The organism is Desulfonatronovibrio hydrogenovorans DSM 9292 (assembly GCF_000686525.1).
GTDB lineage: Bacteria > Desulfobacterota > Desulfovibrionia > Desulfovibrionales > Desulfonatronovibrionaceae > Desulfonatronovibrio > Desulfonatronovibrio hydrogenovorans.
The window spans coordinates 175101-189102 of record NZ_JMKT01000016.1 but is presented as its reverse complement, the minus strand read 5'-3'; the positions used below and the strand labels follow the sequence as shown (position 1 = coordinate 189102).

The window sequence follows — 14002 nt, the reverse complement described above, 5'->3', positions numbered from 1 at the left end:
GCCATTGAGGCTGCCAGGGCTGGTGATGCAGGCCGGGGCTTTGCTGTGGTGGCTGATGAAGTGCGGAAGCTGGCTGAAAAGACCATGAATGCCACCCAGGAAGTAGACCAAGTCATTGCTTCCATTCAGAACGGAGCCAAGGCCAATATTGACGGCATGGACCGGGCTGTGGCTGCAGTTGATGAAGCCATTTCCCTGGCTGATAATTCCGGTGACGCCCTGAAAAAGATTGTTGAACTGGTGGAGGATGTGGCGGACCAGGTCAGAAACATTGCCACTGGAACTGAGGAACAGTCTTCAGCCAGTGAGCAGGTGAACAGGAGCGTGGAGGATATAAACCGCATTGCCGGGGAAACAGCCGATGTCATGGAGCAGTCTGCCAAGGCCATCAGTGAACTGGCCAGCCAGGCCGGAGAACTGCAGTCTTTGATCGTGGAGCTTAAAAATACAAAATAGCCTTAAACGGACTGGCTGAAGACCGTGGACCAGGGCCAGACAGCCCGGGTTCACGGATCAGTCTCTGATGAGAAAATCAGTTCTGAACCATCCTTGAGTAAGGCCAGGCCTGAGTTTTTTCAGGGCAGCTGTGACCCTTATAACCGACCGAGAATAACTGGCCATGCACCTGCCTGAAGAAATTCTATATTCCCTGACCAGGCTTCATCTCCTGTCCTGTAAAGTGGACTTCGTAGCCTCCCTGGGCAGCGATCATGTCCTTGATCTTTTTTAAGGCCAGAAGTTCCAGCAGGGCCTGGATCTTGGGATCAGAAAAAGAATAATCAGGGATGAGCAGGTCGTAGCGTTCCCTGGCCAGGGGTACGAAGTCCAGTCCCAGGGCCTTGGCAGCAGCCATTATTCCCAGTCCGCAGTCTGCGGTTTTGCTGAGGACGTTTACAGCCACAGCCATATGGGTGAATTCCTCCTGGTCATAGCCTTTGATGTCCATGGCCCGTACCTGGTCTTTTTTCAGGTGGTGGTCCAGGAGGATCCGGGTTCCAGCCCCTTTCTGACGGTTGATGAAGGTCACGTCATCCCTGGTCAGATCCTGAATGCTATGGATGTTTTTGGGGTTGCCCGGGGCGACCATCAGACCCTGGTGGCGGATGGCCAGATTTATGAGCCTGAAATTCAGTTCAGGCCCGTATTTATTAAGAAAAGGAAAGTTGTAGTCGCTGGTTTCCGGGTCAAAAAGGTGAATCCCGGCCATGTGGGCGGCCTGATCTTTGATGGCAGTGATTCCGCCCATGCTGCCCAGGTGGGTGGAGGCCAGGTGGATGGGCTCTTCCCGGCCCATGAGCTCGTTGGCCAGAAGGTCCAGCAGGTTGTCGTGGCTGCCCACAGCCACCAGGACCTGATCCAATTCCTTTTTAGGTCTCAGGAGTTCCACCCTGATCACCTTGTCCCGGGCCAGCCCTTCCAGGTCCTGGTCAATTCTGGTGAAGCCCTGGGCTCTGGTCAGGGTGGTGATCATACCAGCTCCCCTGGCCAGGGGAGTTGCCACGTAACCGTCTTTGACCCGGCCCACTGAAAGCCTCAGGAATTCCTCCATGCCCAGCCTGGAGGGAACCTTTCTGGTCAGTCTGGCTTCAACAGTTTCAGGTTCCTTCTGACTTCGGCCTGAAAGGAGGCAGACCAGGGGTTTAAGGATCTGCTCGTAACAGACCACTGAGCTGACCGGATAACCTGGAGCACCTATGACGATCTTGCCCCGGGCCATGCCGATCATGGTCGGTTTGCCAGGCATGGCCTTTATCCCGTGAACCAGGACCTGTCCGGCCTGTTCCATGATTTTTTTGGTGAAGTCTCTGCTTCCGGCTGATGACCCGGCTCCGATGACAATGATTTGGGCTGAGGACTCCAAAGCCTTTTCCAGGGCAGAACTCAGTTTTTCCGGGTCATCCGGAACAGGCGGGGTCCTGGAAATGTCGCAGCCCCAGTCTCCGGCCATGGAGGCCAGGACCTGGGAGTTGCTCTCAATGACCTGGCCCGGCCTGGGAGTGGGTCTGGTTGTGAAGTCAAGGACTTCATCCCCGGTGGGAATGACATGGATATGCACCTTTGGCCTGACTGAAATTTCCCATATCCCGGCCGAGAGCAGGGCCCCGATGTCGTAAGCTGATAACTGGTGGTTCTGGGGCAGAAGAAGCTCGGTGGCTACGATATCCTCACCGACCCGGCGGACATTCTGCCAGGGAAATACAGGGCTTTCAATGAGAATGGATTCCTGGTCCTGCTGGACTATCTTCTCGACCATGATGACGCTGTCCATGTCCAGGGGCAGGGGGTTTCCAGTGTTGACCTCAATGAAGTCGCGATCCTTTAAGAGCCTGACCGGGCTGCCTTCCCTGGCCTTAAAAGTGCTTTCAGCCTTGACTGCTACACCGTCCATGGCTGCGCTGTGAAAGGTGGGTGATGAATACCTGGCCCAGACCGGTGCTGCTGTAACCCTTTGAACTGCTTCATGGGTGGGTATGGACTCAGCCTGGATTTTTTCTTCCCGGACAATGGCCAGTTTGACCTTATCCAGGGCCTCTTCAATGGTCATGGTCTGCAAATAGATATTTCTTTTAAATTCCATGGACTGGCTCCTCTGCTGCTGGTCAGTGACCCGGGTCATTTAGGTGGTTTCTGGAAAAAACCGTGGGGATTAATCCTGTCCAGCTAATTGGCTATATCTTCTTTTTTGGGTTCATGGCTGTTTAACTACATCAAATTGAAGAACCAAATCTTTGGTTATTAATGTTCCAGCAATATTTTCTTCTACCTGCAAAATGATCTATAAAAGGTGAACATGAAGATATCGTCTTTTTTTTTTAAAGGAAAGGGAGTTGATTAAGAAAAATTGATTATGGGGCATGCTTTTTGTATCAGGACTGGAGGAACCCTGGTTGCCAAGCATGAGAAAACGATTTAATTTTAATTTGCAGAAAGTCCTGGATTACAGGATGAGTCTTGAGGAAAAGGCCCAGCTTGACCTGGCCAGGTCCAGGAAAAAATATCAGGGCCAGGTTCAGGTTGTTGACCGGATCAACAAGGAATTAAAGCTGGCCAAACAGGAACTGAGCAAAAAAGAAAATATAAACCAGCAAAGTATCTGGCTGTGGAACAAGTACATCCAGCGACTGAATTTTGACTCCAGGCTGGCTGACTTGCGGCTCAAGGAACTGGCCAGGGAAGTAAACGCCAGACGTCAGGAGCTTCTGGAGAAGAGCAGGGATAAGAAGATACTTGAAAAACTGAAGGTCAACCAGAAAATAAAGTTTGAGCATGAACAAGAAAAAGCAGAGCAAAAAGAATTCGATGAAATGGCAGTGGTTCGTTTCAAGCCTGAAACCGTCTAAGCTCCTTCAGGTGTTCATGGTTCTGGCCATGGTCAAGATTGGACTGATGCTTGCCCTGACCACCAGCCAGCCCCTGGAGGAACCTGTTGCAGCTTCCAGGCCTCCTGTTCTGGTGGAAGCCAGGCTTGCCGTTGCAGCGGCAGAACCCCAGGCCCAGCAGGAAGTGGCTCAGGCTGACTTGAGCGAGGAGCTCAGGCGGATCAGAGCCAGGGAGGAGGAGCTGGACCGGCGGGAAAGAAACCTGCGTATGCTGGAACAGGAGATCAATGAAAAGCTGGCCGAGCTGGAGCGCCTGGAGACCAGCCTGGAGCAGATGCTTGAAGAAGCTGATGTGCTCAAGGATCAGAAGATCAAACATCTGGTGGATGTGTATGCCAATATGAGGGCTCAGCAGGCGGCCCAGGTCCTGGAAACTCTTGATGAAAACATAGCAGTCAAAATTCTGGCCGGGATGAGGGGCCGGCAGGCAGGAGACATTCTGACCCATGTCAATGCCCAGAAAGCGGCCCGGCTCTCGGAGCAGCTGACTGAACTGCACGCCCCGTTTATTGAATAAGGCCGGCTTAAGGCCAGCTTGTCAGGTATTGGGACTGATTTATGAAGATGACCTGACATGGCTTGCCCAGGTCCAGTTCAGCCCAGAAGCTAACCGGACGTTTGAGCCTCTCCAGACTCTGGATTATTGGATGGACTGTCTGAGCCCGGTCTATTCCCATATTCCTGGGATCCACCGTTTGCAATCAGGACAGGCCCTGTTTTCAAGCTCAATCTTTTTTATCTGAAAACCCATTCTGGTGATGACCTCTTTTTGACAATCCGGGCAAAAGGTGCTTTCAGACCTGTGACCGGGCACGTTTCCAGTATAGACATGCTCAAGTCCGGCTTTTTTGCCTATTGCGCAGGCCATTTCCAGGGTTTCCACCGGAGTGGATGGTCTGTCAGTCATTTTGAATGTGGGGTGGAACCTTGAAATATGCCAGGGAGTATCAGGGCCCAGATCATGGCAGAGAAAATCAGCCAGCCGGGTGAGCTCATCTGGAGAGTCGTTGAGTCCGGGAATAATCAGAGTTGTAACTTCCAGCCACCAGCCCATTTTCTTGATGGTAACCAGGTTGTTTTGAACCGGTTTAAGCCTTGCCCCGCAGTAGTTTTTGTAAAAACTATCTGTAAAAGCCTTGAGATCAATGTTGGCGGCGTCAATGAATCCGTCCATTTCCTGCAGGCAGTCGGGGCTCTGATATCCGTTGCTGACAATAATATTTTTGAGTCCTTTTTTGTGAGCCAGCCTTGCTGTGTCCATGACCAGTTCAATAAAGATGGTGGGTTCAGAATAAGTGTAGGAAATGGAAGCTGCCTTGTATTCCAGGGCCATTTCCACGATTTTTTCAGGAGAAATGGATTCACCCTCCAGTTCCTGGTTTTCCTTGGGGGGCTGGGACAAAGAGTAGTTCTGACAGAATGTGCAGGACAGGTTGCAGCCCATGGTGCCAAGGGACAGGGTCAGAGTTCCGGGCAGAAAGTGGAAAAGGGGCTTTTTTTCAATAGGGTCAAGGTTCAGGGCGGCCAGTTTGTCCCGGACCAGTGAATGAAGGATGCCTTCCATGTTCTGCCTGACTCCGCAAAGTCCCTTTTCTCCGGGCTCAATAAGGCAGAAATGACTGCAGGCCATGCATTGAACCTTATGCTCTTTTTGTTTTCTCCATAAAATTGCCTGACTCATGCTTTCTCCTTTTACCGGTCCAGTTTGGCTCGGGTATTCTGTCTGAAAAAAAGTCACGCCTGGCCCAAGACCATGAATTCAGCACGGCCTGGATGGACAGGTTCTGGCCGGGCCACTTTTTATTCAAAGCATTTTAATAGACAATAATGCATTTCTTTTTTTTTTCAAGGACCAGTCATCTGTCCTGTCTCCCTGCCCACTACAGCCTGGAAGGCGCTAAAAAAGCTTGACAAGGAATTTGTCTGCAAACTAAACAGTTCGGATATGAGAAATAAAGCGGGATCGTTTCTGTCTGAACATGGTCTGAACTGGTGGTGGCCTCTGAACAACAGCCGGCCTGGAACGGACCAGAAATCTGCTTGATGACAGCAGAGCAAGGAGACGTCCTATCAGGCCGCAGGCTAAGAGCTTGGCGGCCTTTTTTTGGGTCAAAATTATCCCGGAGCAGAAGATGATGAAAAAACTATTACTGGTGCTTTTTCTTGTTTTTGGTCCCTGTTCTCTGGCTTCAGCTGAAACCATAAGGCTCAGCTATGCCAATTTCCCTCCTGCCAATACTTTCCCTTCGGTTCAGATGGAAAGATGGAAGGAAGAAGTGGAGTTAAGAACCAACGGCAGGGTGAAAATAGATACCTATCCGGGCGGAAGTCTGCTTGGAGCAAGGAACATGTTCCGGGGGGTGATCCAGGGCCAGGCCGATATTGGAAACCTGTCCATGTCCTACCAGCCTGGAGTATTCCCCATGACTTCGGTATTGGAGCTGCCCGTGGGTTTTACTTCAGCCAAGGCAGCCAGTGCAGCCCTTTGGGATCTTTATGAGAAATACCAGCCCAGGGAGTTTGATCAGGTCAAGGTGCTGACCATGTTTACCAGTGCCCCTTCCAATCTCATGACCAGGCAGCCTGTCAGGAGTCTGGATGAATTCAGAGGGCTTGAAATCAGGGCTTCCGGCACTGCCTCCAGAATCCTGGACAGCCTGGGTGCGGTTTCGGTTTCCATGCCCATGCCCGAGACTCCGGAGGCCTTGCAGCGAGGCATGGTCAAGGGCCTTTTTTCTTCCCTGGAAGTGCTCATGGATTTTAATTTTGCCGCATACACCCCTTACCAGACCATGCTCAACTCCCAAGTCTATCCTTTTGCCGTAGTTATGAACCGGAACAAGTGGAACAGCCTGCCCAGGGAAGTTCAGATTGTCCTGGAAGAGCTGGGCCGGGAGCAGGCCTTGTGGACCGGAGAGTACATGGACGCTCACGTGGACAAAGCCATTGAATATGCCAGGGAGAATTACGATGCTCAGTCCTTTGAGCTGACTCCGGATGAGTATGCCCTGATCGAGGAGAGGGTCAGGCCCATTATTGATGACTGGATTAAAGAGGCTGAAAGAAACGGGCTGCCGGCCAGAGAGATCCTGGCTGATCTGGAAAGCCTGAGAGATTACTATGAGTCTGAATTTTCCAGCCCCTAGCTTCTGAAATGATGACTATGTCCGTTCAAAATGCCTTTGACAGGTCCGGCCCTGGGAACAGAGACCGTGCTTGATTTCCTGTCAGGATTTTCCTCCAGGCTTAATACGGTCCTGCTGGCCCTGGGGGCAATTGTCCTGATTCTGATGATGGGACTGGCAACCGCCAACATGGTCCTGGGGTTTTTCGGCCAGCCTATCAGGGGAGCATATGAGGCCACTGGTTTTCTTGGGGCTCTGGCTGTCTGCCTGGCCCTGGCTCCCACCCAGCAGGTCCGGGGGCATATTGCTGTCAATATTTTTGACAGGTTCATTCCCAGAAAAATCAGGCAGGCGCTGAACCTGGTTTCCCAGATTATTCTGGCCTGTTTTTTTCTTCTTGTCATCTACCGACTGGTCATGCTGGGGTTGACCCTGAAGCTTTTTGGTGAGCTTTCCGAAGGCTTGAGAATTTCTTATTATCCCTTGATCTTTGTTCTGGCTTTTGGTTTCGGGGCCTTGGTGCTGACTCTGGTGGTCCAGATTTTATCCCAAGGCAAGGAAAACTGAGGCCATGAGACCCCAACCCTTGAGCCAGGACAGAATTTCTGCATGAGTCTGACCCTTGTTGGTATTACCGGTATAATAAGCCTTCTGCTGATCATCTTTTTTCTGCGGATACCTGTGGGCTTTGCCATGGCCATGGTTGGCTTTGCCGGCTTTGCCTGGGTGGTCAATCCCCAGGCTGCCATGGGAATGCTGGCTGATGAAGTCTGGGAGGTTTTTTCTTCCTACGGCCTGACAGTCATACCCATGTTTATCCTTATGGGCCAGATCAGCTTTCATGCCGGGGTAAACAAACGGCTGTACAACGCTGCCTATGTCTGGATGGGCAGGGTCCGGGGGGGGATGGCCATGTCAACAATTCTGGCCTGTGCCGGTTTTGCTGCCATCTGCGGTTCCAATACAGCGACTGCGGCAACCATGGGCACCGTAGCCCTGCCGGAAATGAAAAAGTACGGTTACAGTCCGGTCCTCAGCTCTGCCAGCGTGGCTGCCGGAGCTACGCTGGGGGTGCTCATCCCGCCAAGTGTTGTGCTAATCGTCATCGGTCTGCAGACGGGACAGGCCATAGGGGTCCTGTTCTGGGCCGCTTTGCTGCCTGGTTTCTTGCTTTGTCTTTTTTTTCTTGGGTCCATTTACCTGCTCTGTCTCAGGCATCCCGGGGTGGCTCCAGCCGGGACCAGGACCACCCTCAGAGAAAAGGTCCGGGCCCTGAAAGGGGCTGTGGAAATACTTATCCTCTTTGCCCTGATCATGGTGGGAATGATCAAAGGTTTTTTCACCCCGACTCAGGCCGGAGCCATTGGCTCATTTCTGGCCCTGACCATCGGTGTCATAGGCGGAAACCTGGGTTTCAGAAAGATATACCTGGCCCTGACCGATACCCTGCGCATCTCAGCCATGATCATGGCCATCATCCTCGGGGCAGTGATCTTCGGCCGCTTTCTGGCGGTAACCAGGCTGCCCTTTGAACTGGCGACCATTGTTGGCGAACTGGCTGTGCCGTCTTTTGTAATTATCATCCTCATCGGCCTTGTTTATATTCTTGGGGGGGCCATAATGGATGCTCTGGCCCTTTTAATCATCACCATCCCCATTTTCTTTCCCATTGCCCAGTCCATGGGCTACGATCCAGTCTGGTTTGCCGTGTTCATAACCGTGGTCACCACCCTGGGGGCCATAACCCCTCCAGTGGGCATTAATACTTACATAGTGGCTTCAATGGGCCATGGTGCCTCCCTGTCAGGGGTCTTCAGAGGGGTAATGCTGTTTATTCCCTGCTTTTTCCTGCTCCTCTTCCTGCTTATCCTGTTCCCGGGAATCGCGGTCTACCTGCCGGGCCTTTTCTACTGATGTCTGAATATCCTGCTACCCTCAGAGTAATGGTTCCAATGGTTTTGGGGCCTGGGTTCCGGGTTGATTTCTTTTCTTGAGCTTGACTGGAAAAACCTGTATTTCTTATTAATGCATTTCATTTCTTTATAGTTTTAGTTTGTCTCATTTATTTTTGAAGGAGCGGGTTATGTCCAAGCGTGGTGATTCGTATAAAGAAGCCGGAGTGGATATCCGAAAAGCAGATGATTTTATCAGAAGAATCAAGCCGCTGGTGGCCGGAACCCACGTCAAGGGGGTCATGACGGATATCGGCGGGTTCGGCGGTCTTTTTAAGCTGGACACTCAGGACATGAATGAACCGGTTCTGGTGGCATCCACTGATGGAGTGGGCACAAAGCTGAAGCTGGCCTTTGCCTTTGATGTCCACGACACCATTGGCGTGGACCTGGTGGCAATGTCGGTTAACGATGTCCTGGTTCAGGGTGCAAAGCCATTGTTTTTTCTGGACTACTTTGCCACAGGCAAGCTGGACCCGGACAAGGCCGAATCAGTGGTCCGGGGAATTGCCAAGGGGTGCAAGGCAGCCGGATGCGCTCTTCTGGGTGGAGAAACAGCGGAAATGCCGGATTTTTATGCTCCTGGAGAATACGATCTTTCCGGGTTCTGTGTGGGCGTGGTGGATAACAAACAGATGATCGACGGCCGGAGCATCAGGCCTGATGATGTGATCATCGGTCTGGCTTCATCCGGTCTTCATTCCAACGGCTTTTCTCTGGTCAGAAAAATTCTTGATGAGTCAGGCCTGACCGGAAATGACCTGTTCCCAGGAACCAAGAACAGGGTCAGCGAGATCCTGCTGCAACCCACAAAGATCTACGTGGCCGAAGTAATGAGCATAATGCGCGACATCCAGGTCAACGGGATGGTGCATATCACCGGTGGCGGGTTCTACGACAACATCCCCAGGATGATCCAAAAAGGTCTGTCCGCCAGGATCAGTTTCGGATCCTGGGATATTCCGCCAGTCATGAACTGGGTCAGGGAAGGGGCTGGAATCAGCTGGGAGGAGATGCTGCAGATATTTAACTGCGGCATCGGGTATGTAATCATCTGTCCTGATGGCTACCGGGATGATGTCCTGTCCAGGCTAAATGCCATGGACTGCCCGGCCTGGGAGATCGGCAGAGTGGTGGAGTCCAAAAAGGGTATGGAGAATGTGTTTATAGACTTTTAAGCAGTCTTTTTCCTGCCAGCAGGGGTTTTGTCCTCAACTTTCCTTCTGCCTGTGGTTTATAAGCCATGGGGATTTACTGTCCGTCCCCCAGATACGGATTAAAGTATCCAAAACCCACCCAGGGACACTCCTTCCTGATCCTTTTCATGAAATTGCTCAGACCGGCCTGGGGTCCCAGGTCGCTGTCCCCCAGCAGATCAAGGTAGATATCCGGATCAAGATTCAGGTTTCGCATCTGGATGAAGTTCGGTCGAGTATCAGCGATAAAGCTGATCAAACTCTGGATCTGGGTTTCGGTATCACTCACACCGGGATAGTAGAGCAGGTTCAGTGAGACGAACAGGTTCATTTTTTTGGCCTGGACCACGAAATTCCGGACATCCTCAAAATTATATCCCTTGGGCCTGTAGTAGGCATGGTAAAGAGCCGGATCAGCGCTGTTCAGACTGACTCGGACTGAATCCAGTCCTGCTTGGGCCAGATCAGGGACAAATCCGGGCATGGAGCCATTGGTGTTCATGTTTACAGTGGCATGGCTGATGGTGCTTCTCACGCCTGCAACCGCCTGGGATATGAGCCGGGCCTGGGTCAAAGGCTCTCCTTCGCATCCCTGACCAAAGGACAGAATAGGCCTTTTGGCCCTGGCACTGTGCAGAGTCATGACCTGGGCAATTTCCTTGGGACTGGGAGTAAAGGAAATCCTTTGCTGGGTGGACTCAAAGCCTGAGTCAGGCGGCTGCAGAGACAGGCAGCCGATGCATGCGGCATTGCAGGTCCTGGAGGTGGGCAAAGGGGCCTCAAATCTTCCCAGAACCAGGTTCCTGGCTGCTGGACAGCAGGAATGCAGGGCGCATCCGGCCAGATGTTTGATCAGCCGGTTTTCAGGGAATTTTTTGAGCAGTTCCCCGGCCCTGGCAGTGATTTCCCTTTGGGGGATCCCGGTAAATACCTGGCGTTGATCCCGATCGACCAGTCTGGCGGATATCCAGAATCTGTTGTTCATGTACCCCACTGCACCGTAAGCGTACATGGAAAGGACCGGAGCGTCGGGGTCAGACATGAAAGCCGCAGTTCCGGTCAGGGTGTGACCAGGGCTGGCAAATCCGGCCACAGCCAGTTCTTCAACCATTTCGACTTGTCCGGTTTGCGGGTCAAGCCCTAAGGCCCTTCTTCCGGGCAGAAGAAACAGATCGCTTGATTCGGGCAGGGGGATAAGGTCATCCGGCCTTGGCAGTGCAAGCTGCCTGCCCTGGCGGGTGAGCATGAGCAAACCGGGTTCTTCCAGGATCTGCCCGTTCTGGTCAGCGCATACGAGATAAGGGGTTGATCTGTTGCTCATGAAAAATTCAGATCCAGGCACGAAGGCGCGGCCGGGAATGTTGAGATGGTTCAGGAAAATCAGTCATGATGAAAAAAAAGGCGGAGCTCCTGTAAAAGCCCCGCCTTTAAGCAGATTCCCAACATCAAAAGCCGGGATATTAACGTTTGGAGTACTGGAACCTTGCCCTGGCTCCTCTTTGACCGTACTTCTTTCTTTCCTTGACCCGGGCATCTCTGGTCAACAGGCCTGCCTTTTTCAAGGTGGGACGGTAATCAGAGCTTACTTCCAGCAGGGCTCTGCTGATTCCGTGCCGGACCGCCTGGGCCTGGCCGGCCAGACCGCCACCAGTGACATTGACCTTAATGTCAAATTTCCCCTGGACCTTGGTCAGCTTGAGGGGCTGATTAATGATCATCTGCAGGGTAGATCTGGGGAAATAGTCCTGATAGGGACGATCGTTTATGAGTATCTGGCCTGATCCATTGTAAAGTCTGGTTCTGGCTACAGATGTTTTTCTCCTGCCTGTACCGTAGTAAAAATCTTCCTTCATTTTTGTGTTCTCCAAACGGGATTATGATTCCTGATTGACAGGCTGCTGGGCTGTATGGGGATGGTCCGGTCCAGCATAAATTTTCAGTTTTTTGAGGAGCTGACGACCAATCTTGTTTTTGGGAAGCATCCCCCGGACAGAATGTCTGATGACTTCCTCAGGCTTTTTTTCCAGGAGTTTAGCCAGGCTGATTTCCTTGATTCCACCTGGATAACCAGTGTGGCGATGGTACTTCTTCTGCTCAAGCTTGTTGCCTGTAACCCTGATCTTGTCAGCGTTGACTACTATGACAAAGTCGCCCATGTCCATGTGCGGAGCAAACTCAGGCTTGTCCTTGCCCCTGAGTTTGACAGCGATCTCAGTTGCCATTCTGCCCAGGATTTTATCCTTGGCGTCAATAACCTGCCAGTTTTTCTGGGCGTCCTGCGGTTTGGGACTATATGTCTTCATACTAATCTCCTGTCTGAATTGAAAGAAGTGATTATTATTTGGTTTTTTTGGGCCTGTCAACATTAAAAGGACAAAAACAGATTGATTTTTTCGGGTGGAATTGGAACTTGTCTGAACCAGGCTTTTAACATATTCTTTAAGCAAGTATTTGACAGGGTCAGAATAAGAAAGAGGTGTTATGGGTATTCAACTCCCCAGCGTTCGAAAGGGGCTGCTTCAGCTGATTTTTTCCGGATCCTTCATGAAAAGGTGGAATGACAAGCTGCGCCCGGTGGAATTGGCCGAAGTTGACAAGCAGGCCCATAAGATGATTGCTGCTTTTGCCCTGTTTGTCCTTAATTCCAAAGGACTGCACAGAGAGGAGCAGATAAAGCTGGCCGAGGACATCATCCTTGGGGGCATCTTTGACTACCTCTACCGCCTGGTCATTACGGACATCAAACCTCCGGTCTTTTATCAGATCAAGTCAAATCCCGACCACTACCGGCAACTGACCAAATGGGTTCTGGAACAGCTGCAGCCCAGGGTTCAGCCTTTGGGTGGAGAATTCTGGGACAGACTGAGATCCTATCTTGAAAAGCCTGACCATCCGGACCTTGCCGGCAGGATCTTAAGCGGGGCTCATATATTTGCCAGCAGCTGGGAGTTCAGCCTGATCAAAGGGATTAATCCCGGTGATGACGAACTCAAGGAAATTGAAGATAACTTTGCTGCCCTGCTTCAGGAGCATAATGACCTGGAGGGGATGCAGGACCTGATCCAGGGGTCAAATTCCGGACTGGGAGGTTTTCTGAATCTGTGCGGCAGACTCAGATTTCAGAAAAGGTGGTCCCAGACACCGCGAATTCCAGAGACTTCGGTTCTGGGGCATATGTTCATCGTGGCCTGCTTTGCCTACTTTTTCAGCCTTTCAATCCAGGCCTGCCCGCTGAGGAGGCAGAATAATTTTTTTGCCGGCCTGCTCCATGACCTGCCTGAGCTGCTTACCAGGGATATAATTTCTCCGGTCAAACAGTCGGTCCGGCGGATCGGGGATTTGATCAAGGAATATGAAAATCAGGAGCTGGAGCAGAGGGTTTTCACCCTGTTAAGCGATCCAGCCTATAGCGATCTGACCGGACGGCTGCGTTACTATCTGGGTGCAGACGGAACTTCAGAGTTTGATAATACCATTGTTCAAGGCGGCAGGGCGATCCGGGTGAGCTGGGCAGATCTCCAGACCAGATACAACCAGGATTGTTTTGATCCCAAAGACGGATATCTGCTCAAGGTCTGCGACAACCTGGCTGCCTTTATTGAGGCCTATACAGCCACCAGAAACGGGATAACCAACGAGCAGCTGCAGCACGCCCAGTGGAAGATCAGGAATATGTACCAGCACGAATCACTGCTGGAAGGAGTGCATATCGGTGCTCTGCTGGCGGACTTTGACTGATCCGGGATTGAACTTTTTTTGCCTGGTACATAATGGCAGGCGGCCAGGTCCAGGGGTATTCCCTGATGGGTTGAGGCTCAGCAGGGTCTGATCCGGGCCTGGGCTGTCTGATTATTTAAGGGGGTTAAGCCATGTTATATCGCAAAAGGGCCTGGGACATGATGCACAGTGAGTTTGCCGCAGTTGATGAGGAGGCGACCCTGTCCAGGGTGATTCAGGCCTTGGAAGAAGTTCAGGCTGTTTCTGCGGACAATGACTGCGTAATCATCATGTCCAGAGAAGGCAGGTTTGTGGGAATCATTTCCATCTGGGATATCATCAAGGCCATGGGACCGGTATTTCTGAAAAAAGCTGCCAGGGACATGGACCAGGACAGCTATGAAAGGGCTTTTGAACTGGCCTGCAAAATCGGGGGCCAGGCCGGAATAAAAAAAATAATTCAGAAAAATGTTCCAAGGATCAGGCCCAATGACACTCTGGCCAGAATCATGGAAGTCTTTTTGGATTACGCTCAGAAAAGGGCGGTGGTGGAAGAAGGGGGAAAGGTTATGGGTATTGTGACTGCCCGTGATGTATATCAGGAGATCGCCAGGAATGTCTGACCATTAACA

14 protein-coding genes are annotated in these 14002 nt (G+C 51.7%); 9 read left to right on the top strand and 5 right to left on the bottom strand.

Annotated features, from left to right (window positions below; genetic code table 11):
* Positions 1–456 (top strand): methyl-accepting chemotaxis protein (locus tag P771_RS0113835; RefSeq protein ID WP_028575604.1); only part of this gene is annotated, 456 nt, incomplete at its 5' end.
* 184 nt (positions 457–640) lie between these two features.
* Here the strand turns inward: P771_RS0113835 and P771_RS0113825 are convergent.
* Complete coding sequence (locus P771_RS0113825) at positions 641–2578, bottom strand: molybdopterin biosynthesis protein (protein WP_028575603.1); 1938 nt, start codon at positions 2576–2578, stop codon at positions 641–643.
* 319 nt (positions 2579–2897) lie between these two features.
* Between P771_RS0113825 and fliJ the strand changes: the two genes are divergently transcribed.
* The gene (gene fliJ, locus P771_RS0113820) at positions 2898–3341 is read left to right on the top strand and encodes a flagellar export protein FliJ (protein WP_028575602.1); all 444 of its coding nucleotides are present in this window, start codon (positions 2898–2900) and stop codon (positions 3339–3341) included.
* Positions 3301–3897, top strand: coding sequence for a MotE family protein (locus tag P771_RS0113815; RefSeq protein ID WP_028575601.1), 597 nt, complete (start codon positions 3301–3303; stop codon positions 3895–3897). Before fliJ ends, P771_RS0113815 begins: the two co-directional genes overlap by 41 nt.
* Before the next feature lie 150 nt (positions 3898–4047).
* On the opposite strand, the gene amrS is transcribed toward P771_RS0113815, so the two are convergent.
* Positions 4048–5061, bottom strand: coding sequence for an AmmeMemoRadiSam system radical SAM enzyme (gene amrS / locus P771_RS0113805; RefSeq protein ID WP_028575600.1), 1014 nt, complete (start codon positions 5059–5061; stop codon positions 4048–4050).
* A gap of 451 nt (positions 5062–5512) precedes the next feature.
* Here amrS and P771_RS0113790 point away from each other — a divergent pair, with 451 nt between their 5' ends.
* The 4 genes from P771_RS0113790 to purM all read left to right on the top strand — a co-directional run bounded on the left by P771_RS0113790 (position 5513) and on the right by purM (position 9635).
* Positions 5513–6526 (top strand): TRAP transporter substrate-binding protein, encoded by a 1014-nt coding sequence (locus P771_RS0113790; protein WP_028575598.1) that lies wholly within the window; start codon positions 5513–5515, stop codon positions 6524–6526.
* Positions 6527–6592: 66 nt separating this feature from the next.
* Positions 6593–7072, top strand: a complete 480-nt coding sequence (locus P771_RS17740; protein WP_161635987.1) for a TRAP transporter small permease — start codon at positions 6593–6595, stop codon at positions 7070–7072.
* A 42-nt stretch (positions 7073–7114) separates the two neighbouring features.
* Positions 7115–8419, top strand: coding sequence for a TRAP transporter large permease (locus P771_RS0113780; RefSeq protein WP_028575597.1), 1305 nt, complete (start codon positions 7115–7117; stop codon positions 8417–8419).
* A 169-nt stretch (positions 8420–8588) separates the two neighbouring features.
* Positions 8589–9635 carry a phosphoribosylformylglycinamidine cyclo-ligase gene (gene purM / locus P771_RS0113775; protein WP_028575596.1) on the top strand — a complete coding sequence of 349 codons (1047 nt, stop codon included), beginning with the start codon at positions 8589–8591 and terminating at the stop codon, positions 9633–9635.
* Between the two features lie 73 nt (positions 9636–9708).
* On the opposite strand, the gene P771_RS0113770 is transcribed toward purM, so the two are convergent.
* The 3 genes from P771_RS0113770 to rplM all read right to left on the bottom strand — a co-directional run bounded on the left by P771_RS0113770 (position 9709) and on the right by rplM (position 11956).
* Entirely contained in the window at positions 9709–10974 is a 1266-nt protein-coding gene (locus tag P771_RS0113770) for a radical SAM family protein (RefSeq protein ID WP_028575595.1), read from the bottom strand.
* 139 nt (positions 10975–11113) lie between these two features.
* Entirely contained in the window at positions 11114–11506 is a 393-nt protein-coding gene (gene rpsI / locus P771_RS0113765) for a 30S ribosomal protein S9 (protein ID WP_028575594.1), read from the bottom strand.
* A 21-nt stretch (positions 11507–11527) separates the two neighbouring features.
* Positions 11528–11956: a 50S ribosomal protein L13 gene (rplM, locus tag P771_RS0113760; RefSeq protein ID WP_028575593.1), complete on the bottom strand. Its 429-nt coding sequence runs from the start codon at positions 11954–11956 to the stop codon at positions 11528–11530.
* Between the two features lie 178 nt (positions 11957–12134).
* Between rplM and P771_RS0113755 the strand changes: the two genes are divergently transcribed.
* Together P771_RS0113755 and P771_RS0113750 are read left to right on the top strand one after the other, a co-directional pair.
* Positions 12135–13391, top strand: a complete 1257-nt coding sequence (locus P771_RS0113755; RefSeq protein ID WP_028575592.1) for an HD domain-containing protein — start codon at positions 12135–12137, stop codon at positions 13389–13391.
* A gap of 131 nt (positions 13392–13522) precedes the next feature.
* A complete protein-coding gene (locus tag P771_RS0113750; RefSeq protein WP_028575591.1) occupies positions 13523–13993 on the top strand; it encodes a CBS domain-containing protein in 471 nt (156 codons plus the stop codon).
* Positions 13994–14002 lie beyond the last annotated feature (9 nt).